This is a genomic window from Streptomyces cirratus (assembly GCF_014650775.1).
GTDB classification, from domain to species: Bacteria; Actinomycetota; Actinomycetes; order Streptomycetales; family Streptomycetaceae; genus Streptomyces; species Streptomyces cirratus.
This window is the reverse complement of record NZ_BMVP01000027.1, coordinates 25,088-45,290: the sequence shown is the minus strand read 5'-3', so window position 1 is coordinate 45,290 and position 20,203 is coordinate 25,088. Positions and strand designations below refer to the sequence as shown.

Genomic DNA, 20,203 nt, shown 5'->3' with positions numbered 1-20,203 from the left:
CCACTACACTCCCGACGCGCCCTCCTGACCAGGCCAGATAGCGAAACGCTGCTGGAGTACTAAGTCGGAGTCCAGAGCTGTCCCACGGACGGTTGTGCACGAAGACGAGGAGCGGCGGGTCCGCTGCACCGACCTGCTGCCATGGCCTGCGAACCTGATCCACGCCGATTACGGTGGAGGAAGGGGTCTACTGAGCTTGAAGGCAGGTTGTCGTAGGGGCTGACGGTTGGTGATCGTCGTGGTATGCCGGAGGTATGAGGTATCCGCAGGGTGGGGATCTGACCGCGGAGAGGCGAGTGTTCCGTGAGCGGGTCCGGATGGAAGCGGTCGGCATGTTCGTCGATGGGCGGGGCAGCACGGGCATCGCGAAGGAGTTACGGGTCAGCGTCAGATCGGTGCAGCGGTGGCGGCGGGCCTGGCGGGAGGCTGGTCAGGACGCGGTTCGTTCCCGTGGCCCGGCGTCCCGGCCGAAGCTGAGCGATGTGCTGTTCGCCGCGCTCGAGGACGAGTTGGCCAGAGGCCCGGTTGCACACGGCTGGCCCGATCAGAGATGGACGCTGGCCAGGATCAAGACCCTGATCGGCCGACGTTTCCACAAGAGCATGACGCTGTCGGGTATCTCCCAGATGCTGCGCAGGCACGGCTGGAGCCACCAGGTTCCGGCCCGCCGTGCCGTCGAACGCGACGAGACAGTAGTCGCCTGCTGGGTGAAGGACGTGTGGCGCACCTGGAACCACCGCGGCGGCGCTCGGAGCCTGGATCGTCTTCGAAGACGAAGCCGGATTCTCGATGACGCCGCCGACCTCACGCACCTGGGGCAAACGCGGAACCACTCCGGTTATCCGGGTCCTCGGCCGCTCCCAGCGACGCTTCTCCGTCGCCGCCCTGTGCTGCTACAAACCCTGCGAACGCTCCCGCCTGGTCTACCGGCCCAAACGGCACACCGATCACAAGAACGGGGGCCGCAAGAGCTTCGCCTGGACCGAGTACCGCGACCTCCTCATCGCCGCCCACCAGCAGCTCGGCGGACCGATCGTCCTCGTCTGGGACAACCTCAACGTCCATAAGGACCGTCGCATGCGTGAGTTCATCGACGCCCACGACTGGATCACGGCCTACCGCCTGCCGCCCTACGCCCCCGACCTCAACCCTGTGGAAGGCATCTGGTCGATCCTTCGCCGGACCAGCCAGGCCAACACCGCCTTCACCGACCCCGACCACCTCATCCGCTGGCTACGACACGGCCTCCGCCAGATCCAGTACCGCAGCGACGTCATCAACGGATGCCTCACCGCGACCGGCCTCGCACTCACGACACGAGGTTGAGGGCGTGTTGTCGTCCGTCTGAGTCCGGTTTCGGCGAGGCAACCAGTAGCTCCGCGCGGCGCTCCTGCGCTGGCCGGTCCAGGCAGGGCATGCTGTGCGGGGTGAGAGGTGCCCTCAACCGAGAGTGGGTCCGTTACACAAGCGGGCTGCTGCTAGCTTCGGCATGCCTGGCTGTGTGTGTCTGGGCCGTGATCACGTTCATCAGCGGCAACCTGGCCATGTCCGACAAACTAGGCCTGATGGGTCTAGTGGTCGGACTGCTGCCCGTGGCCGGTGTAGCAGCGAGGCACTCAAACCGTCGGCCGATGTGGACGTGGTCCAAGCAGCCCGAAAGCTTGCCGAAGTGGTAGAAGCCAGTGAACTGGCGCAACGGACTCAGTTGCTGGGCGGCGACAACCAGCCGATCAATGTTGCCTTCTGCTTTCGGGCCCCACCCTCCCGGGCAGCTGCTGGTGCCGAGCCCGCTGGGAATCTGAGCGAGATCAGCGACTACTACCGCCGCCTTCAGCCCGGGCGGCTGCTCATCACCGGAGCCCCCGGAGCAGGAAAGACAGTCCTGGCCGTCGAACTCATGCTGGGCCTGCTTGAGATACGAGAAGTCGGCGAACCTGTCCCGGTCCGCATGGCCCTGGCTGGCTGGGACACCACTCAGCCCCTGGACAGGTGGCTTAGCGACCAGCTCGTAGATACGTACCAGCTGAGCAAGGCAACAGCCAAGCGCTTGGTCGAACGACGCTGCATCCTGCCGGTACTCGACGGCCTGGACGAAATGGACGGCGGAGTGAGCGTTGCCGGACCGTGCCGTGCCGCTGAAGCCCTGGCCGCCTTCAACCAGTACCAAGTCGGCCGCCAAAAGGCACCTCTAGTAGTGACCTGCCGCACTACCACCTACGACACGCTCTCAGCAGGAATCCGCCTGACCGACTCAGCCCGCATCGTCGTGTCATCTGTGACGGCCGAACAGGCAGAGCGCTTCGTCGCCGCTCGCGCTCTGGCCCCCGACGACTGGCAGCCGGTGCTTGCCATCGCACGACAGCACCCGCAAGGAGCAGCCGCCCATATCCTCTCCACCCCCTGGCTGCTCACCCTGGCGGTGACCGTCTACGAAGCCAACGGCCACCCCACCGAACTGCTCCGCTTCACCGACCCAGAGGCGCTGCGCAACCAACTCCTTGACCAGTTCCTGCCCGCCGCCACCAAACTGCACGAGCGTGCAGGCAATCGTGTCTACGGACCGGAGCAGGTCGGGTGCTGGCTCGGGCTCCTCGCCCGATATCTGACCCAGAACGCCCGCGAACGCCGCACTGTGGGCGGCCACGTGCTGTCCAGCACCGACCTGGTTCTGCACCGGCTCTGGCCAATCGCAGGGATGCGTGCCCGAGTAGCCGACATGGCAGTAAGCAGTACCGTCGGACTGGCCTTCGTGTACTCGATGGTGCCCGCGGCCATCGACGACCACAGGCTAGCCCTGGGGCTCGTAGTCTTGGCATTGCTGGCCATCAGCTGGATCGTCGCCTCGGCCAGAACTGTCTGGCCCACACCCAAAAGCATCACGCCTGGACGTCTCCGCACGCAGGAGGGAAGGCGAGCAGTCATCGGGCCAGTCGTTGTAGGCTTCGTTGCAGTACTTGCCTTCTCATTGGCCGTGACCCTGCCCAACACGTATTCCCCTGCCTCCGACGTCGTGCTGGGCTGTAGCTTGCTCTTCCCGGTCGCCCTGATCGGAGGCTGTGCTTTTGGCCTTCGGCGCAACCTGGAAACTACGGCTTCTAATACGGGCCCCAACGCCCTTGTTCGGGCAGATCTACGCTCAGGGATTCTGGTCGGTGTCAGCGCCGCGGCCGGCCTTGTCCTGAGCATCGTGACCTGGGGCCTTTTAAAGGAACGGGGGTTTCACCCCAACTATTATCGCAGTCTGATCATCTTGCTGGTGCTCTTGGGTAGCGGTGGTGTTCTTGGCGGGGTTGTCTGGGCCGCCGCCTGGCGTCGCTACGTTGCCACACTACTCTGCACACGCCGACGTCTACCGTGGCGCCTCGGGCGGTTCCTCGCCTGGGCCTCTGACGCAGGTCTACTTCGGGTTGCCGGGAACGCCTACCAGTTCAGACACCTCGAGCTTCAGGATCACCTCGCAAACGCGGAAGCGGCGGGCGGCAATCAATAGTGCAGCGCCACGATCGACGCCACCGCTGAACTGAGCGGACGCTGACGCGCAACTCCTTTGCGATCACGCCATTGCTGAGACCGCTGACGAACATCCCGGCCGCTTCCATCCGGATCCGTTCGCGGAAAGCCTGCCTCTCGGCGGTCAGACCCCCACCCTGCGGATACCTCATGCTTCCGGCATACCGCGACGATCGCCAGCTGTCAGCCCCCACGACCCCACGCCTACAAGGTCAGTAACCGTCCCGGCTTCGGCTCCAGGTGCCGAAACCCCGTCCGAAACGGCGTCCGAGCGACCTCGCCAGGGAGGCGCAGCGCATGCCTCAGGAGCAGATCCCGGGTATTGATCTCACTGCGCCGCCGAGTGGCGACGGGTGCGTGGAGTGTCTGGCAGGCGATGGACCCGGCTGGTGGTTCCACCTGCGGCGCTGCGCAGCGTGCGGGCACATCGGATGCTGTGACTCCTCGCCCTCGCAGCACGGCTCGAAGCATGCCCGGATGGCTGGGCACGCCTTCCTGACGAGCTTCGAACCCGGCGAGTCCTGGTTTTGGAACATCGAGACCGAGCAGTACTACGAGGGCCCGCCACTGGCACCGCCGACCTCACACCCGGCCTCGCAGCCGACCCCGGGGCCGCGGGGCAAAGTCCCGGCGGACTGGCAGCTTCACCTGCACTGACCTGCTCCGAGCTCCGGGGCCAGCGGGTGGGGGAGAATCGGCCCCCGTTTGACATGCTTCGAACGGATGGCAGGGTGGTATCTGAGGCCAATGTTGGGAGGCTCGGCATGGTATCCGGTTGGGCACGATGTTCCGCAGCACGGCAACTTCCGCTCATGCTCACGGTCGGCGCGTTCTTCCTGAACTCCGGGCTCTCGAAACTCGGTGCGGACGAGGCCACCGCCGCGAGGCTGCAGCAGCTCGCCGCCACGACCTACCCGTTCCTGGGCAGGCACGACTCCCAGAAATTCGTACGGCTGCTCTCCGCCGGGGAGCTCGCGATTGCCACGACACTGCTCCTGCCGGTCGTGTCTGTCGTTCTCGCCGGGGTTGCGCTCACCGCATTCTCCGTTGGCACCCTCGGGCTCTACCTGCCTACGCCAGGGATGCGGCAGGAAGGCAGCCCAGCCTGCGCCCGACCGAGCAGGGAACCGCGCTGGCCAAGGACGTCTGGATGCTGGGTATCGGCGAGTCCCTCATCGCCGACGGCTTGAACGAACACCGGTGACACACCGCGAGCACGTCGGCCCCCAGCACTGCCTTACGCGCTCCGTGGCCGCCATAGGGTCAGGGCTATTTGAAGGGGTAGAACAGGGGCGCACATGGCCATGACCAAATGGTTCTTCGAGCCCGGTCATACCGCGGCGGAGTTCCGCGCCAGACACATGACGGTCACTTACGTGCGCGGGCAGTTCAAGAACGTGCACGGCTTGCTGGAGGTCGATCCCGACGAGCCGGAGGACGCTCGCGTCGAGGTGACGGTCGATGCGACCCAGGTGTATACCGGTCAGCCCCAGCGCGACGCGCACCTCCGCAGTGCTGATTTCTTCGATGTCGAGCACCACCCGATGTGGACATTCGTCGGGTCGTGTATTCACCAGGTGAGCGGAACCGAGTTCGAGGTGACCGGAGATCTCACGGTACGTGGAGTGACGCGCCCCGTAACCTTTGACGTCACCTACTTGGGACAGTGGGATACGCCTTGGTGGGAGGAGGGGCGGGATCTCGGGCCCAGGCGACGCGCCGGTTTCGCCGCCACGACGCGTATCAATCGACATGACTTCGGGGTGAGTTGGAACGATGTGGTCGACCGCGGCGGCGTGGTCGTCAGCCCCATGGTCGATGTCGTGGTCGACGTCGAGGCCGTGCTCGAGCCCATCGAAGCGGCCGCCTGAGCACGACCAGCTCGGCTTGCGAGCCGAACAGCTTGATAGCGGGCGGCAATCGCTGAAGCCGGCAGCAGGTCTCGGACGATGGTGGGTGAAGAGGCTTGGCTTGTTGTGCTGGCGGACGGGTTCTCTGTGGCGGCTTGTCGCTGAGGTGGGCAGCCTGGGTGCCAATGGCCGCAGTGAGAGGAGTGCTGATCAGTGAGCTTCCGCCAACTTGAAGTAGCAGGTCAAAGGGCTGGTGTGACCGGTCCCCGGGGTACTCGTGCTGGTCGTGGGCGGGAGTCTACGAAGGAGATCGTCCGTCAGGGCAGTCAGTTCGAAGGGAAACACGGTGCAGCCGTGTCGGCTGGTGTGCGAGCCTTCTTCTTCCATATGCCGACCGAGAAGACTCCGATGACCCAGGACGACGCCCTCAAGCAGCTCAGCCATATCGCGCGGGAGAGGGCATTCGACAGGCACGTCGGGTCAGACCGGCTCATCCAGGCAGGGCTGGACGCACTGATTGCTGGGGTTGAGAGCCCCTCTCTCGCCATGCTGGCCGGCCTCCTCCGCAGCGAAGAGCCTGACGCGCCAGCACTCTTCGACCAGGTGCTGGAGGAGTTGGGGTTGTTGTTCCATCCTCCCGCCGATCCTCGGGCGGCAAAGTGGGCGATGGCCGACTGGGTCGCCGGTCAGATCGCCGACAGAACCCTGGATCCCGCCTTGGGTACCTGGCTCATCTGGGCCAACATCGCTGAGGACCTCGGCTACCCCGAAGAGCTCGAACCGCTTGTCCACTGCGCGCACAACCTGGACGGCTGGGAGGAGAGCTGGGGAGTCTCCCTCGACGAACTCAACCGGGAAGCAGTCGAGGCGGCCAAGCATTTCCTGAACAAGCGGTCGGGGGCAGAAGCTGGCAGCTGACCGTCCCGTTCGTACCCGCCGCTGTCCTGCTGCCCTCTACGATCCGGTGCATGCTGGATCCCGAGCTGCTGGAACGGATCACCGCGCGGCGCGCGGAACTGGACGAACTCGAAGGGTGGCTGGCCAGACAGTTGGCCGAGGTGCGGGCCGAACGGGACGAACTCGCCGTCGCCGAGAAGGTCCTCGAGCGGATGAGCGAACAGCTCGCTGAGGAGCGAGCCTCGGCCACGCCGGTGCCTGGGCAGGTGGGCGGTCGGGCGGTGATGCTGATCCCGCACCGCGAGCCGGGCGTGGAGGACACCGTGCTCCCGCCGGACTACCAGCGCATCCTCGCCGCCGTGCGGCAGGCCGCCGGGCCGGTCATGGCCCGGCGGGTCGGCGAGATGCTGGGAGTGGACATCAGCGCGAAGAGCAAGCTGGAGCCGCTGCGGGGGAAGCTTCTTTGACTGACCGACCGCGTCTGGCTGCGGAAACAACCCGACGGCCGGTTCGCCACCCGTCTGTGACCTGGTACGCAGCAGCAGCAAGCAGTGCGGAGCTGGCGTAACCGGAGTGCCCCCGGCGGCCGTTGGAATTGTGTGACGAATAACAAAGAGCGCGCCGAGGACACCTGCCCGCTTGTCTACCAGTGCCGCCTGCCGCTGTCCACGCGCACCGTCAACCACCTCGCCGATCTGCTGCGGCGCCACCTGAAGGCGATCGGGTCCAGGTGGTGGATCCTGCCGCCGGGGAAGATCGCGGTGATCGTCTTGGCAGTACTGCGCCACGACCAGTGCCTGGGCGACATGGCCGGCGGAAACGACGTGTCCGAGTCCACCGTCCGCCGTTGGCGCGACGAACTGATCGGGCTGGTCGCCGCCCAGGCGCCGCGCCTGGACCGCGCCTTGAAGAAGGTCGCTAAGCAGGGCGGGGAGGTGGTCCTGATCGACGGCACCCTCATCCGCACCCAGCGCCGCACCGGCAAGGCCGACCGGCGCAACTACTCCGGCAAGCACCGCAGCCACGGCCTGCACTTCCTCGCCCTGACCGACGAGAAGGGCCGACTGATCTGGATATCCGCCGCCCGTCCCGGCCGCACCCACGACAACACCGCCGCCCGCCACGACCACATCCTGGCCCACCTGCGCGCCGCCGGCCTCGGGGCTCTCGCGGACCTCGGCTTCCGCGGCCTGGACAACGACATCCTCGACCCCGTGATCGTCACCGGCTACATCGCCACCCGTACCCACAAGCTCACTCGAGGCGAGAAGGAGGCCAACCGCGTCCTCGCCGTCGGACGGGCACCCGTCGAGCACGGCTTCGCCCACCTCAAGAACTGGCGGATCCTCACCAAGCTCCGCACCGACCCCGCCCGCGCCACCCGCCTCCTGCGCGCTCTGGTCGTCCTGACGAACCTCGAAATCAACCGCTGACGGACGATCTACTGCTCAGACAGTCGCCCGTGACCAGCACGAGTACCCCGAGAACCGGTCACACCAGCCCTTTGACCTGCTACTTCAAGTTGGCGGAAGCTCCGTGTACGACTTCCTGGAGCAGATCCGCCTCCGCCCCGGCATGCGGCTGCCCGGTGGTTCGTTGATCCAGCTGGAGTCGTTCCTCGTCGGCTACCGAGTCGCACTGAGCGTGCACTCCATCGACGAGCCCTTTGCCTTCTGGCCCGACGACCACTTCACCCAGTGGCTGCATGAGCACCACGACATGTCCAGCTCCCTCGGTTGGGCCGCAGAGATCGAACGCAACACCCCGGACGGATCCACTCCGATGGCGGAGTTCTTCCAGCTCCTGGACGACTACCGCCGTCACGCCGCTTTGAAGCCGACGCCGAACACCTCAAAGGCCCGCTTCCCTGGCATCGAGTACATGGGCAACACGTTCGTCACCCTCTTCCGGCGCCAGCTGCTCCTCAACCAGGCCGTGCAGCGTCTCGAAGACCGCGACTTCCGCGTCGTCCGGCTGGCAGCAGGCCAATGGAGCACGGAGCAGCACATGCACCGCGCCATCGCCGCCGCTTTGCAGTTCCCCGACTACTACGGACACAACCTTGACGCACTCAACGACTGCCTCGGCGACGTCGCCTGCTACGGCGGTTACGACGACTCAGAGGAAGGCGCGGGACTGGTCCTCACCTTCACCGACTACGACCGATTCGCAGCCGCCTGCCCCCGGGCGGCGCAAGTCGTACTCGACATCATCGCCGACCGAGCCCGTCAGGCAGCCGTACTTCAGCGCCGGCTGATCTGCTTGGTCCACAGCAACGACCCCGACATCCAATTCGACCCGGTCGGTGCCATGCCCGTCATGTGGAACAGCGACGAATGGCTGGACGCCAACCCACGAGGCTGACGGGGCCTGCGGGTCCCCACCGAGCGCCGCACTGTCCGAGCCGGAACGTAGATTCACCGCATGGGAATCTACGTATGCAGCGTCGACGCCGACGACTGGTTGGACGAGGACATTCTCCGGCCCACTGCCCAGGCCCTCGACGCCGAACTTTCCAAGCGCGGCCTCGCGTCCTGCCCCCCGCCGGCAGCAGTGCAGTTCGTCCCACAGTCCGGAATGTCGTTCGAAGAGAAGATGTACCGGCCGATACAGACATTTGAGGATCTTTGCCGCGCTCAGTCGGACGCGCAGGACTTCTACGACGCACTGCTCGGATGGGACCTGCTGGTATCCGTCGACTTCGAGGACTGCCTGACCCTTCCCGTGCCAGCTCGCTACAGCGAGAACACGACCGTCCTCAGCGCCCATCGCACGCTCAGGGCAGCGAAGCGTCTTGTCGTCCAGCTCGCTCTGCCGCCGCACGTTCCGCACCGTTGCGACAACCTCGATCTCGGCAATTGGTTCGACAGTCCGGCCGCGGCCGCGGCCGCCGTCAGCCACCCCGGCCCCTGGGCCGAGGACCTGGACGCCGCGTACTACGCGGCGCTTTACCTCCGTGCTGCCGAACACTCGCTTCGGCGGCAATGCCCCATCAACTACGTGTGATGAGCGATTTCGTGCAAGCTGCCCACTGCCGGGGAGTGATCTACGGCCAGCCGGGAAACGATCTCCAGGGGTTATGACTGCTCGCTGCTCATGACCCGTCGTGAACAGCCCCTTGGGTGAAGAGGTGTTGGACGTGGCGCTGCACGACTTTCTCTGGACCTGCGTGCGTAGCGTCGTCGCATTTTCAGGTGGCGCCGAACGTCCACCGGGGAGCAGGCAGCGCTGCCGCCGTCCCGTGCGAATGTGAACCAGACCGCGCCTTCGAGTGGCGGTCTTGGTGCGGTGCGGGTCTCAGGCAGCGTCGCTTGCGACGGGCGGGCGTTTCGGCAGGCCGAACGTGGAGTCGAAGGCGCGGCACAGTGTTACAGGCACGAGCAGGTACGGCGCTCCCGAACCCGAGATCGAGTGGGGGCCGGCTTGTCCCGCTGTGAGGGCGTCGTACGGAGTCAGCACGTCGAGGTTGTCGAACACGTAGTAGATGGGCAGTTCGGTCCACGCGACGAGATGGAAGTGCGAGCGGACCGCAGCCCGCTCGATCGCGTGGCGGCGGGTCGAGCGGCTGGTCATGCTGCTCTTGCAGTCGATCATCGCGAGGTGGTCGTCCCTGGCGGCGAGGAGGTCGGGAGTCCACCGGAGGGAGCTGTCGGTTTTGCGGAGCGCGGCTTGAATCGGCTGGGTGAGGACTCCCTGTCCCCACGCGTTGACCGACCATCCGCGCGCGGTCAGTTCTTCTGCGCTTCTCGTGGGCATCCCCCACGGCCTTCCTCTGCTGAAAGCTCGGCATGACCAGAAGTGTTGCGCAATACGCCCCGGCCGAAACGAGTGGCGGGCGCAGACCGGCCAGACGGAACCCCGCACATCCCGTCCCGACGCGTCCGCCTCTGTCCGCCTGAGTCCGGCTGTGTCTCACTGCGTCCGGACCATGTTGACCGGAAACAGCCGCTACTCGTCCTGCCTGAGACGGCCTTGAGGAGCCGCATCCCGCCCGACGGGTGCACTGAAGGATCGTGTGTCGGCAGGACAGCCGGCATCGGGGCGGCGCCTGGCCGAGACCAGGGCCGCCCCGCGGTGCAGGTTCGGTCAATGCTGCGGTGCGTGGGGTGACCGCAGGGCTGCCGGCATCACGCCCGTGACGCCGCGAGGACGCGGTCCTGGGCTGCGCCGGTGTCGCGACCGGCCTGTGCCGGGAGCCGCGGTTCCGGCGCGGTGGTCGTCGGGGTTGTGTCCGTCAGGAGGGCGATGAGGTTGAGCCGGGCCCGGGCCACGCGGGAGCGGACGGTGCCGACGGGGCAGCCGATGGCGGTCGCGGCCTCCGCGTAGCCCAGCCCGAGGAGCTGGGTGAGGACGAAGGCCTCGCGGCGCTCGGTGGGTATGGCCGCCATGAGTTCGGCGAGGGCGATCCCGTCCTCGAAACCGGGGACGCCGTAGGGCTGGGCCTGCTCGGCGGCGGTCTGCCAGTCCTGCTGGTCCGACAGGCGGGGGCGGGCGGAGGCGTGGCGGATGCTGTCGACGACCGTGCGGCGCGCGATGGACAGCAGCCAGGTCCTGGCCGAGGAGCGGCCCTCGAAGCGGGGGAGGGCGGCCAGAGCGCGGAGGAAGACGTCCTGGGTGAGGTCATCGGCAGCCTGGGTGTCGGCGCTGAGGTAGGCCACGTACCGCCAGACGTCGCGGTGGAGCGCGCGTACGAAGCGGTCGGCCTTGACGGGGTCGCCGTCGCGGGCGTCCAGGGCAAGCCGTGTGACCGCCTCCTCGGAGCCGTTGGTGGGCCGGGAGGTCTTCGGGTCGGCCGTACGGGCATGGGTGGGCAGGGCAGGAGTCATCGCCACGAAATCCTCATGGGTGAAGGGAGTCCGGCGCCGCGCACGGCGGGGCCGGTGAAGGGGGTACGGCCAGCGGGAGGGCATGGCCGATGCCCGAGGCGCGACGGCGCGTTGCCGTCAGCGTTCGCTCGGGGAGCCGGCTGTCACAGGACAGCGGTTCCCGTCGGCGGACCCCGTGAGGTGAGGGAGTGGGCGAGGAGGAGTTTCGGCAGTGCCTGGTGGTGGCGGGACCGGCGGACGTGGATGCGGGGAAGGTGCGGTGTCGTCGGCGCGAGGAGGCGGAAGAGGACCCGCAGAGGGGTCCAGAACCAGCCCGCGACGGCACGCAGGAAGCGGAACGCCGCCTGTTCCGCGTAGGCGAGCCAGAGGCCGCACAGGACGGCGGCGAGCAGGTGTGCGGCCAGCATGCCCGTCGGGGACATGCCGGCCATGTCGTGGCCGGTGGCGGGCATGCCGATGCCGGCCGCCGTTGACGCCATGTCGTGCATGTCGTGCATGCCGTGCATGGCGTGGGTGTCCGTCATCGCGGGGCCCGGTGGCGGCTGGGACAGAAGTGTGCCGAGTCCCGCGTCATGGACGACTTTGAGGGCTTCGTGGGCCGACAGGTCCGCAGTTCCTTCGCCGCACGTCAGGTACGCGGCCCATTGCCGGGTGAAGGAGCTGCCGGCCGGCAGGGACGGGTGGATCAGCGACTGGGTCAGGGTGAAACCGGCGTGAAGCAACGCCTGGACGGCCACTGTCGCGCTGGTGACGGCGAGAAGTCCCCGCTCGCGGTCCGCCAGGGTCCAGGCCGCTGCGATCGTCCCGGCGAAGGCGGGCGGCAGCGCCCACCAGGGGACGGCCATGCCCGACATGAGGATGTGGCCGGTGGCCGCGAGCAGCACGCAGACGGCTGCGAACATCGCAGCCCGTGCGGCTCTGGAACAGTGGCCCGGTTTCATGGCGCGTTCATCTTCGCACCGGGTTTCCGGGCAGGGCAGGGGGGTGCGCACTTCACGACAAGTCCTCGTCCTCGCCCTTGGTACGACTGGCTCCGGTCGGTTGTGGCGCACGGCACAGGAGGGAACGGGAACCGGAGGGCCGTGCCACCCGACTGCCTTCCCAGTCGGGCCGCTTATGCAACATCCGGAGAATGGGGACTTCTGTGGGGGCAGCGCAAGTCGCTCCGGGGTCGGTGGAGTTGGACGGTTGGGCAAGGCGACGGCTGACCGCGCTCCTCACGTGCGCCATGGCGTTCTCGATGCTGCAGCTGTTCCTGATGGGGGCGCTGGGCCCGCGTCTCGTGGCGGACATGGGCATATCGCCTGCCGTTCTCGGGCTGACGACGACGATCGGATTCGGGACGGCTGCCGTTCTGTCCCCGGTGGGGGGCCGGATCGTGGACCGTATCGGCTCAAGGCGCTCACTGGTTCTTCTCCTGTTGGTCTCGACTGCCGCCCTGGCCCTGATCGCCGCCGCTCCGGGCATCGCCGTCCTGCTGGGGGCGGTCGCGCTGGGCGGAGTGCCGCAGGCGTTGGCGAACCCCGCCACCAACAAGGCGGTACTGGCCGCGGTTCCCCCCGCCCGGCGGGGCGCCGTGACGGGCCTGAAACAGTCGGGCGTGCAGTGGGGCGCGTTCGTGGCCGGTCTGCCGCTCGCGGCGCTCGCCGCAGGGGCGGGCTGGCGGGTCGCGGTCTGGACGGCATCGGGTGCCGCGCTGCTGGCGGCCCTGTGGGCGGTGCGGTCGCTGCCGGCCGATGCTCCGTCGTCCGCGCCGCCGCCCCGGGCATCGTGGGTTCCGCGGGGGATGGTGGCCTGGCTGGTCGTCTTCTCGCTCTTCCTCGGTGCCGGAATCGCTTCGGTAAACACCTATCTGTCGCTGTACGGCGTGCAGCGACTGGGGATGGACCCGACCGTGGCCGGTGCCCTCGTGGCGGTCCTCGGCGTGACCGGGATCGTCGGCCGGGTGGGGTGGTCCAAGGCGGCCGTTCCCGGGCGGGCCGAATGGCTGCCGGGGTGGCTGGCGTGGGGCGCGCTGGGGGCCGCGGTCCTGCTGGCCGCCGCCCAATCGGCGGGTCCGCTGGTGTGGCTCGGAGCTGTGGCGGTAGGGGTGTTCGCCGTCTCCGGCAACGCTGTGTCCATGGTGCTGGTCATGCAGCGCGCGAAGCCCGGGCGGGCCGGTCGGGACTCTTCGCTCGTCGCGGCCGGGTTCTTCGCCGGGTTCGCGATCGGTCCACCGCTTTTCGGTCTCTTCGCGGAGCACGGCCGGTACGGGGCGGGCTGGCTGCTGGTGGCCGCGGAATTCGCCGTGGGTGGAGCCGTCGCGTTCCTCTGGGCGCGTCAGGACCGCCAGGACCGGAAGGGGAACAGCGCGTGAGCTCCACGGACTGGGCCGACAGGGCGCTGGCGGCCGTGATGGCACGGGTGGTGGCCACCGGTGCGCAGGTGGGCGCTCGCTTTCCGCTGTATGCCGATCCCCGGGACGGCTCGTGGACGACCACCGGGCGCGGTTCGTGGGCCGGAGGCTTCTGGGCCGGGCTCCTGTGGCTGCGGGCGCGCTACTCGGGGCACGATGCCGACCGCCGCGCCGCCGCTGAATGCACTGCCCGACTGGAGGGCTGGACGGGTGCTGACACCGCGACCCGTGGACTGATCCTCTGGTACGGGACCGCTCTCGCCGAAGGCGACGAAGAAGCGACCGCACTGGCAGGCCGGGCGGCGCGCGCCTGCCTCCAGGACTTCGACCCCGAGGCAGGGATCGTCCCTTGGGGCGGCGCCTTCGGCGGCCCCCGCATGCTGGCCCGCGTGGACGGCGTGCCCGGGATGGTGCCCCTCCTGGTTCGTGCCGGTCCGGCCGGGGCAGCCATCGCGGCCGCCCACCTCGACCGGCACCTCGGCCTCTGCCTCGGCCGCACCGGGGATCCGCGGCCACCTGCCTGGCAGTTCGACGAAGCGGACGGGACGTGGAGTCCGCTCGAGGAACCGAGGCCCGGATGGAGCCGTGGCCGGGCGTGGCTGCTCCTCGCGATCGCCGACGCCCTCCTGCGGCCGGACGTCACTGCACACAGCTCGGCAAACCTCGTGGAGGCGGCCGAGCGGCTCATGGCTCAGGGCGACGTGGTGACCGGGCGGCTGATCCCACCGGCCGAGGGCGCCGACCCAGACGGGCCTCTGGACACCTCGGCCGCGGCGATCACCGCGGTCGCCCTGCTGAAGCTCGCCAGGGTCCCCGGTGCCTGGACGGACGCGTGTTCGTACCGGGGCGTCGCGATCCTGAGCCGGCTCGCGGAAGCCCACCTCTCCCGCGAGGGCGACGGGCTTCCGGCCGGGATGCTGTTGGACGGCTGCTACGACGCGGGCAAGGGCCTCGCCGTACGCCACGAGCTCGTCTGGGGCGACTTCTTCCTGGCCCTGGGACTCGCCTCGCTGGACGGGCTCGTCGACATCACCCGGGTGTGACCACCGACGGGCCGTAGCCGCGCAGGATCCGCCGGGCAACGGCCGTGATGTGGAGCTCGTCCGGGCCGTCGAGGATGCGGGCGGCCCGTCCGCCGCGGAACAGCGCGGGCAGGGCGGTGTCCGGGCCGAGCCCGGCGGCGCCGTGGACCTGGATGGCGGAGTCGGTGACCTGTTGCAGCATCCGGGCGGCGGCCACTTTGGCGAGCCCGACCTCGGTACGGGCGTCCTGTCCGGCGGCGATGAGCGCCACCGCCTCGTGGACCAGGGGCCGTGTGGTGCGCAGGGCGAGCAGGGCATCGAACACGTGCTGCTGCACGAGCTGGTGGCCCGCGAGCGGCCCGCGGGAGCCGTTGCGCGTGGCGGCCCGCTCGCACATGAGGTCGAAGGCACGTTGGGCCTGGCCGAGCCAGCGCAGGCAGCGCAGCGTCCGGCCCAGCGCGAGCCGTTCCCCGGCGATGGCGAGCGCCCCGCCCTCGGCACCGATCAGGTGGTCGCCGGACACGCCGACGCCGTCGAGTTCGATCTCGTACTGCCCCGCCGCCCCGAGGACGGGCAGCTCTCGGACGATCCGGAAGCCGGGGGAGTCGGTGGGGACGAGGAGTAGCGAGAGCCCTCCGCGGTCGCCCGGCGCACCGCTGGTCCGAGCCAGCACGGTCACCAGGTCCGCGGTCGCGGCCCCGGAGGTGAACCACTTACGTCCGGTGATCCGCCAGGTGCCGTCCACCTCGCGCTCGGCCCGGGTGCCGGTGAGGAAGGGATCGGTGCCGGGCACGTCGGGTTCGGTCATCGCGTAGCAGGTACGGATCTCGCCGGCGACCAAGGGCTCCAGGTACCTCTCCCGGATCCGGCTTCCGGCATGCCGCGCGAGCATGGTGACGTCGAGCAGCGGAGCGGAACCCAGGGCGGCCGGTCCATGGTCGCTGGCACCTTCGGCCTCAGCGAGCTGCGCGTACGCGGAGAAGGGCAGCCCGCCGCCACCGAGTTCGGCGGGCAGGGGCAGCGCCCACAGCCCGTCCGCGCGGGCATGGGCGTGTAGTTCCTGCAGAGCTGCTACGGCGGCCGGCCCGCCGGCGTCGAGGACCGGCTCCTGCGGGATCACCCGGGTACGGATGAAACGCCCGACTCGCTCCCTCAACTCCGTCAGCTCGCCGCTGGGTTGGGGAGCCGCGTCATCTGTCGTGCGTGAACCGGCCACCGTGTTCCTCCTGATTCCCGGGAACTCACGGGAACGTCTGTCCGACTGTCTGTCCGTGGAACTGGTCGGGCGCGGAGGCTCCCGAGTTCCCGCGTTCCGCGTTTTCCGCACGACCTGGGCGACGGCCACCGCCGCGCCGGGAGAGGAGAGGCATGGCGTCACCGGCAATCTCGCAGACGGTCCGGCCACTCGACACACTGAGCCTCAGCATCTCGGGCCCCCCGCAGATCACGAGCGTCGTCGCACAGCACCTGCGGCTGCTCGGCGCACAGGGAGAAGCCACCGGGCAGCAGAACGCGTCCGGTGCCATCACGCTCACTGGCGGTGGGTACGACACCGCGCACGCGACCGTCACCTGGGGCCGTCCCGGCAGCAGTGTCGTCGATGAGGCCACGGTCCAGGCTGCCACCGGCGTCATGGCCGTCCACGGCCGGCGCGACGGCAGCCCGCGCGGACTCGCCGCCGACTACGCGGCGACGGCCACCGGCGTCCTGGCCGTTCAGGGGCTGCTCGCCGGACTGGTCGGCCAGGCCCGCGGCATGGCCGCCACCCACGTCACCACCAGCGCGGACCGCGCCGGGCTGCTCGCGGTGTCGCAGTACCTGGCCGCTGCCGGAGCGGACGAGGGCGAAGCCGCGGAACTCGCGCCCGGCGGACCGCCCTTCACCTCCTCCGAGGGAGTGCTCTTCGAGCTGGAGACGCTCGACCCAGGGGCGTGGGCCGCGTTCTGGCGGGCCCTGGACGCCCCCGCAGAAGCGATGCGGGCCGGCTGGCGCCCCTTCCAGTTCCGCTACGCCACCGCCTGCGCCCCCTTCCCCCAGGCCCTCCACACCGTGACCCGGACGCACCCCCTGGCCCGCATCCGGCAGGCCGCGGCCCTTTCGGGAGCCGAGGTGTGCGTCCTGCACACCCTCGCCGAGCGGTTCGCCGAAGCCGATGGCGCCCCGCCCTGGTCCCTCCGGCCGCTGGGGACCGAGGGCCTCTCCACGTCGTTCCGGGCCGCCTCGGCCGGCCAAATGTCTCCTGATGCGGTGCTGCCACTGGCCGGTCTGACGGTGCTGGAGGCGGGCCGCCGTATCCAGGCTCCGCTCGCCGCGCATCTGCTGGGCCTGCTGGGCGCCGAGGTCATCAGGATCGAGCCGCCGGGCGGCGACCCGCTGCGCGGCATGCCCCCGGCGTGTTCCGGGATCTCGGCGCGCTGGCTCGCCCTCAACCGGGGCAAGAAGGCAGTGGAGATCGACATCAAGTCCGAGGCCGACCGCCGCGCCCTGCGGGGGATGGCCGGAGAAGCGGACGTCTTCCTCCACAACTGGGCGCCGGGCAAGGCCGCCGAGCTCGGCCTCGACTCCGACGACCTGGCACGGATCAATCCCGCGCTGGTGTACGCGTACACCGGCGGCTGGGCCGACCGGATCGCCGACGCCCCCATGGGCACCGACTTCATGGTCCAGGCCAGGACGGGGGTCGGCGAGGCCGTTCGCCCTGAGGGCGAGATCCCGGCCCCGTCCCTCATGACCCTGCTCGACGTCCTCGGCGGCCTGCACGGCGCCGAAGCGGTCCTCGCCGGGCTGCTGCTGAGGGAGCGCACCGGTCGCGGTGTCCGCGTGGACTCCTCACTTCTCGGCGCGGCCGACACCCTCACCGCTCCCGCCCTGGCACGCGTGGCCCGCGGTGAGAACCCGCGCCTCCCGGCCGGCTTCCGCCACCCCCTGCCCACGGCGGACGGATGGATCGCCCCCTGCGACGACACTGCCCCGGCCGCCACCGCCCACGACCTGCGCGATCTGAGCACTTCTGACGCCCTGGCCCGGCTGGGCTCGCTCGGCCTGACCGCCACCGCGGTCACCACCGACCTGTCCGACCTGCACCACGACCCGCGCTTCGCCGGCTCGATCAGCCGCGACGCGCACGGTGCCCCCGCCGTTTGCGACCCCTGGAGCTTCGCATGACCGTCGAACTGCACGACCTGCTGCCCGCCGAACTGCGCCGCTCGTGGGTGGTCGACGGCACCTGCCCAGACCTCGACCTCTACAGCCTCTTCCGGGCCCGCCAGATCGCGAACCTGCACCAGACGGCCGTCCTCGACGCCAAGGGCAAGCTCTGCTACACCGCCTTGGACCGCAAGGTCCGATGTCTGGCCGTCGGCCTCAGAGGCCTGGGCATACGCCCGGGCGACGTGGTCGGCGTCCAACTGCCCAACAACCGTAACGCTGTTATCGCCGACCTGGCCCTGGCCGCGCTCGGCGCCGTCGCCCTTCCCTTCCCCGTCGGCCGCGGCGTCCTGGAAGCCGAATGCCTGCTGCGCCGGGCCGAGGGCGTCGCCGTCATCGCCGCGGTCGAACACCGGGACTTCCACCACGCCGCCGACCTGCTCGCGCTCTCGCGGTCCATGCCGGCCCTGCGCCATGTCGTCGCCGTGGGCCCCGGGGCCGCACCGGAGGGAACCGCGGCCTGGTCCGAGCTCATGCGCTCCGACCCGCAGGCGTTCGTACCGGCCCGCCCCGACCCGGACAGCGCGGCCCGCATCCTGGTGTCCTCCGGCTCCGAGGCCGAGCCGAAGATGATCGCCTACTCGCACAACGCGCTCGCGGGCGGCCGCGGCAACTTCCTCGCCTCCCTCATCCCGGACGGCACGCCGCCCCGCTGCCTGTTCCTGGTCCCGCTGGCATCGGCCTTCGGGTCCAACGGGACCGCTGTCACCCTCGCGCGGCACGGCGGCACCCTGGTCCTGCTCGACCACTTCACCCCGGACGCAGCCCTCGCGGCCGTGCGCGAGCACGAGCCCACCCACGTCCTGGGCGTGCCGACCATGATCCGCATGATGCTCGAACGCCTCGACGCCACGGGCGAACGGCTGCCGGTGCCCACCGCCCTCGTCATGGGCGGGGCACCGCTCGACGAGACCACGGCGGAGGCCGCGGCCAAGGCGTTCGGCTGCCCGGTCGTCAACCTCTACGGCTCCGCCGACGGCGTCAACTGCCACACCGGGCTCGCCCACACCGTCCCGCCCACGGACGGCACAGGAGTCGTCGCCGGCCACCCCGACCCGCGGGTCGCGGAGATCCGCATCGCCGACCCCGACACCCACGCGGCGCTGCCCGGCGGGGCCGTGGGGGAGATCATCTCGCGCGGCCCGATGACCCCGCTGTGCTACGTCGCCGCCCCCGACCTCGACGCCCGCTACCGCACGCCGGACGGCTGGGTCCGCACCGGCGACCTCGGCTACCTGGACCCCGACGGCGTCCTGCACGTCGTCGGCCGCCTCAAGGACATCGTCATCCGCGGCGGCGCCAACATCAGCCCCGCCGAGGTCGAGCGCCAACTCAGCTCCCACCCCCAGGTATGCGACGTCGTCTGCGTCGGTGTCCCCGACCCGCTCATGGGCGAACGACTGGCGGCCTGCGTGGTCCCGCGCTCCGGACAGACCCCGACCCTCGAAGAACTCCGCGCCCACCTGACCGATCGCGGCCTGGAGCGGCAGAAGCACCCCGAGCGCCTCCTCGTCGTCGACGCCCTGCCCCTGACCCCGGCCGGCAAGCCCGACCGCGCCGCCCTCCGCGAACGACTGACCGCGGATCTGCCGGCCACCCCGGCAGCCGACCCCGGACCGCCGCTCGCACAGGCCAGCTGACTGGTCAAGCCCGCTCCGACCACTGGCCCGACCCTGAGCAGGAGCACGTGATGAACCGAAGGGACTTACTCCGCGCCTCGACCGCGATCGGCGCCACCGGCGCGGTCGCCGGCCTCGCCGGAACCGCACCGGCCGCAGCAGCGACGACCGTCACCGCGGCCGGGCGGCCCTCCGCCCCCGCCAACCGCCCCCTGCGCGTCCACATCGTCATGTTCGACGGAGTCGAGGAACTCGACTTCGCCGCCCCGTACGAGGTCTTCTCAGCCGCACGGTTCTTCACCGGGCGGCCGGTGGAAGTCCGCTACGTGACCACGTCGCGCCCCGGCTTCGTCCGCGCCTCGTACGGCTCGCGGATCGAAGTCGCGCACCAGTGGGCCCCGGACGAGGCCGATGTGATCGTCGTACCGGGCGGCGGATACGCGCGCCGTGAGGACCCGGGCGTGTGGGCCGAGATCCGACGCGGCACCCTGCCACGGGCGCTGGCCGCGGCACCCCGCACCGGCCTCACCATCAGCGCCCTGTGCACGGGCGTGATGCTGCTGTCCGCCGCCGGGCTGACCCGGGGACGGCCCTGCACCACCCACCACAAGGCACGCCCCGACCTCGAACAGCAGGGCGGGGTACTGAAGAACGCGCGGGTCGTGGACGACGGTGACCTCGTCACCGCCGGAGGCATCACCTCCGGCCTGGAGCTCGCCCTCTGGCTCGTATGCCGCGAACTCGGGCCGGACACGGCGACGAGCGTGGAAGCCATGCTGGAGTACGAGGCCCGAGGCACGGTCTGGTCCCGATAGGGAGCCAACCGCGTACGGGAGACCACAGGGGCGGGAAGGCATTCAGGATGCCCTCCCGCCCC

At 69.6% G+C, this 20,203-nt stretch carries 18 protein-coding genes and 1 pseudogene; 14 read left to right on the top strand and 5 right to left on the bottom strand.

Annotated elements, in window-relative coordinates; genetic code table 11:
- The first annotated feature begins 254 nt into the window (after nucleotides 1-254).
- Together IE207_RS34370 and IE207_RS31945 are read left to right on the top strand one after the other, a co-directional pair.
- A protein-coding gene (locus IE207_RS34370) for an IS630 family transposase (protein WP_444545004.1) occupies nucleotides 255-1,326 on the top strand; the annotation gives its coding sequence in 2 pieces (ribosomal slippage) (nucleotides 255-719 and nucleotides 721-1,326; 1,071 coding nt in all).
- Between the two features lie 307 nt (nucleotides 1,327-1,633).
- The gene (locus IE207_RS31945; RefSeq protein WP_190187824.1) at nucleotides 1,634-3,490 is read left to right on the top strand and encodes an NACHT domain-containing protein; all 1,857 of its coding nucleotides are present in this window, start codon (nucleotides 1,634-1,636) and stop codon (nucleotides 3,488-3,490) included.
- 4 nt (nucleotides 3,491-3,494) lie between these two features.
- Here IE207_RS31945 and IE207_RS33640 read toward each other — a convergent pair.
- Nucleotides 3,495-3,662: pseudogene (locus tag IE207_RS33640) on the bottom strand (helix-turn-helix domain-containing protein); the annotation flags it as partial.
- 145 nt (nucleotides 3,663-3,807) lie between these two features.
- On the opposite strand from IE207_RS33640, the gene IE207_RS31935 reads away from it, so the two are divergent.
- The 7 genes from IE207_RS31935 to IE207_RS31905 all read left to right on the top strand — a co-directional run bounded on the left by IE207_RS31935 (nucleotide 3,808) and on the right by IE207_RS31905 (nucleotide 9,263).
- Nucleotides 3,808-4,167: a UBP-type zinc finger domain-containing protein gene (locus IE207_RS31935; protein WP_190187823.1), complete on the top strand. Its 360-nt coding sequence runs from the start codon at nucleotides 3,808-3,810 to the stop codon at nucleotides 4,165-4,167.
- Nucleotides 4,168-4,808: 641 nt separating this feature from the next.
- Nucleotides 4,809-5,381: a YceI family protein gene (locus tag IE207_RS31930; RefSeq protein ID WP_190187822.1), complete on the top strand. Its 573-nt coding sequence runs from the start codon at nucleotides 4,809-4,811 to the stop codon at nucleotides 5,379-5,381.
- 387 nt (nucleotides 5,382-5,768) lie between these two features.
- Nucleotides 5,769-6,278 carry a hypothetical protein gene (locus IE207_RS31925; protein ID WP_190187821.1) on the top strand — a complete coding sequence of 170 codons (510 nt, stop codon included), beginning with the start codon at nucleotides 5,769-5,771 and terminating at the stop codon, nucleotides 6,276-6,278.
- Between the two features lie 50 nt (nucleotides 6,279-6,328).
- A complete protein-coding gene (locus IE207_RS31920) occupies nucleotides 6,329-6,724 on the top strand; it encodes a hypothetical protein (protein ID WP_190187820.1) in 396 nt (131 codons plus the stop codon).
- A 132-nt stretch (nucleotides 6,725-6,856) separates the two neighbouring features.
- Nucleotides 6,857-7,690: a transposase family protein gene (locus IE207_RS31915; protein WP_190187819.1), complete on the top strand. Its 834-nt coding sequence runs from the start codon at nucleotides 6,857-6,859 to the stop codon at nucleotides 7,688-7,690.
- Nucleotides 7,691-7,793: 103 nt separating this feature from the next.
- Nucleotides 7,794-8,621, top strand: a complete 828-nt coding sequence (locus IE207_RS31910; protein ID WP_229874233.1) for a barstar family protein — start codon at nucleotides 7,794-7,796, stop codon at nucleotides 8,619-8,621.
- Between the two features lie 60 nt (nucleotides 8,622-8,681).
- Nucleotides 8,682-9,263 carry a hypothetical protein gene (locus IE207_RS31905; protein ID WP_190187818.1) on the top strand — a complete coding sequence of 194 codons (582 nt, stop codon included), beginning with the start codon at nucleotides 8,682-8,684 and terminating at the stop codon, nucleotides 9,261-9,263.
- A gap of 291 nt (nucleotides 9,264-9,554) precedes the next feature.
- On the opposite strand, the gene IE207_RS31900 is transcribed toward IE207_RS31905, so the two are convergent.
- From IE207_RS31900 to IE207_RS31890, 3 genes are all read right to left on the bottom strand, one after another.
- Nucleotides 9,555-10,013 carry a hypothetical protein gene (locus IE207_RS31900; protein ID WP_229874231.1) on the bottom strand — a complete coding sequence of 153 codons (459 nt, stop codon included), beginning with the start codon at nucleotides 10,011-10,013 and terminating at the stop codon, nucleotides 9,555-9,557.
- Between the two features lie 371 nt (nucleotides 10,014-10,384).
- The gene (locus tag IE207_RS31895) at nucleotides 10,385-11,083 is read right to left on the bottom strand and encodes a sigma-70 family RNA polymerase sigma factor (RefSeq protein ID WP_190187828.1); all 699 of its coding nucleotides are present in this window, start codon (nucleotides 11,081-11,083) and stop codon (nucleotides 10,385-10,387) included.
- A gap of 143 nt (nucleotides 11,084-11,226) precedes the next feature.
- On the bottom strand, nucleotides 11,227-11,985 hold the full coding sequence (locus tag IE207_RS31890; RefSeq protein WP_229874229.1) for a hypothetical protein: 759 nt from the start codon (nucleotides 11,983-11,985) through the stop codon (nucleotides 11,227-11,229).
- A gap of 230 nt (nucleotides 11,986-12,215) precedes the next feature.
- On the opposite strand from IE207_RS31890, the gene IE207_RS31885 reads away from it, so the two are divergent.
- Nucleotides 12,216-13,439 (top strand): MFS transporter, encoded by a 1,224-nt coding sequence (locus tag IE207_RS31885; protein ID WP_373304808.1) that lies wholly within the window; start codon nucleotides 12,216-12,218, stop codon nucleotides 13,437-13,439.
- Nucleotides 13,436-14,521, top strand: coding sequence for a sugar ABC transporter permease (locus IE207_RS31880; RefSeq protein WP_229874225.1), 1,086 nt, complete (start codon nucleotides 13,436-13,438; stop codon nucleotides 14,519-14,521). The genes IE207_RS31885 and IE207_RS31880 overlap by 4 nt, the downstream gene beginning before the upstream one ends.
- Here the strand turns inward: IE207_RS31880 and IE207_RS31875 are convergent.
- Nucleotides 14,508-15,716, bottom strand: a complete 1,209-nt coding sequence (locus IE207_RS31875; protein ID WP_190187816.1) for an acyl-CoA dehydrogenase family protein — start codon at nucleotides 15,714-15,716, stop codon at nucleotides 14,508-14,510. The genes IE207_RS31880 and IE207_RS31875 overlap by 14 nt on opposite strands.
- A 152-nt stretch (nucleotides 15,717-15,868) precedes the next feature.
- On the opposite strand from IE207_RS31875, the gene IE207_RS31870 reads away from it, so the two are divergent.
- From IE207_RS31870 to IE207_RS31860, 3 genes are read left to right on the top strand one after another with little or no spacing between them, the layout of a single operon-like run.
- Nucleotides 15,869-17,665 carry a CoA transferase gene (locus IE207_RS31870; protein ID WP_190187815.1) on the top strand — a complete coding sequence of 599 codons (1,797 nt, stop codon included), beginning with the start codon at nucleotides 15,869-15,871 and terminating at the stop codon, nucleotides 17,663-17,665.
- Entirely contained in the window at nucleotides 17,662-19,347 is a 1,686-nt protein-coding gene (locus IE207_RS31865) for a class I adenylate-forming enzyme family protein (RefSeq protein WP_190187814.1), read from the top strand. Before IE207_RS31870 ends, IE207_RS31865 begins: the two co-directional genes overlap by 4 nt.
- Before the next feature lie 50 nt (nucleotides 19,348-19,397).
- On the top strand, nucleotides 19,398-20,141 hold the full coding sequence (locus tag IE207_RS31860; RefSeq protein ID WP_190187813.1) for a DJ-1/PfpI family protein: 744 nt from the start codon (nucleotides 19,398-19,400) through the stop codon (nucleotides 20,139-20,141).
- Nucleotides 20,142-20,203: the final 62 nt, after the last annotated feature.

Bases quoted from the DNA above. Each gene is read 5' to 3' on its own strand.
- IE207_RS31935 (WP_190187823.1), top strand. From the start codon at position 3,808: ATGCCTCAGGAGCAGATCCCGGGTATTGATCTCACTGCGCCGCCGAGT.
- IE207_RS31930 (WP_190187822.1), top strand. From the start codon at position 4,809: ATGGCCATGACCAAATGGTTCTTCGAGCCCGGTCATACCGCGGCGGAG.
- IE207_RS31925 (WP_190187821.1), top strand. From the start codon at position 5,769: ATGACCCAGGACGACGCCCTCAAGCAGCTCAGCCATATCGCGCGGGAG.
- IE207_RS31920 (WP_190187820.1), top strand. From the start codon at position 6,329: ATGCTGGATCCCGAGCTGCTGGAACGGATCACCGCGCGGCGCGCGGAA.
- IE207_RS31905 (WP_190187818.1), top strand. From the start codon at position 8,682: ATGGGAATCTACGTATGCAGCGTCGACGCCGACGACTGGTTGGACGAG.
- IE207_RS31900 (WP_229874231.1), bottom strand. From the start codon at position 10,013: ATGCCCACGAGAAGCGCAGAAGAACTGACCGCGCGCGGATGGTCGGTC.
- IE207_RS31895 (WP_190187828.1), bottom strand. From the start codon at position 11,083: ATGACTCCTGCCCTGCCCACCCATGCCCGTACGGCCGACCCGAAGACC.
- IE207_RS31890 (WP_229874229.1), bottom strand. From the start codon at position 11,985: ATGTTCGCAGCCGTCTGCGTGCTGCTCGCGGCCACCGGCCACATCCTC.
- IE207_RS31885 (WP_373304808.1), top strand. From the start codon at position 12,216: ATGGGGACTTCTGTGGGGGCAGCGCAAGTCGCTCCGGGGTCGGTGGAG.
- IE207_RS31870 (WP_190187815.1), top strand. From the start codon at position 15,869: ATGGCGTCACCGGCAATCTCGCAGACGGTCCGGCCACTCGACACACTG.
- IE207_RS31865 (WP_190187814.1), top strand. From the start codon at position 17,662: ATGACCGTCGAACTGCACGACCTGCTGCCCGCCGAACTGCGCCGCTCG.
- IE207_RS31860 (WP_190187813.1), top strand. From the start codon at position 19,398: ATGAACCGAAGGGACTTACTCCGCGCCTCGACCGCGATCGGCGCCACC.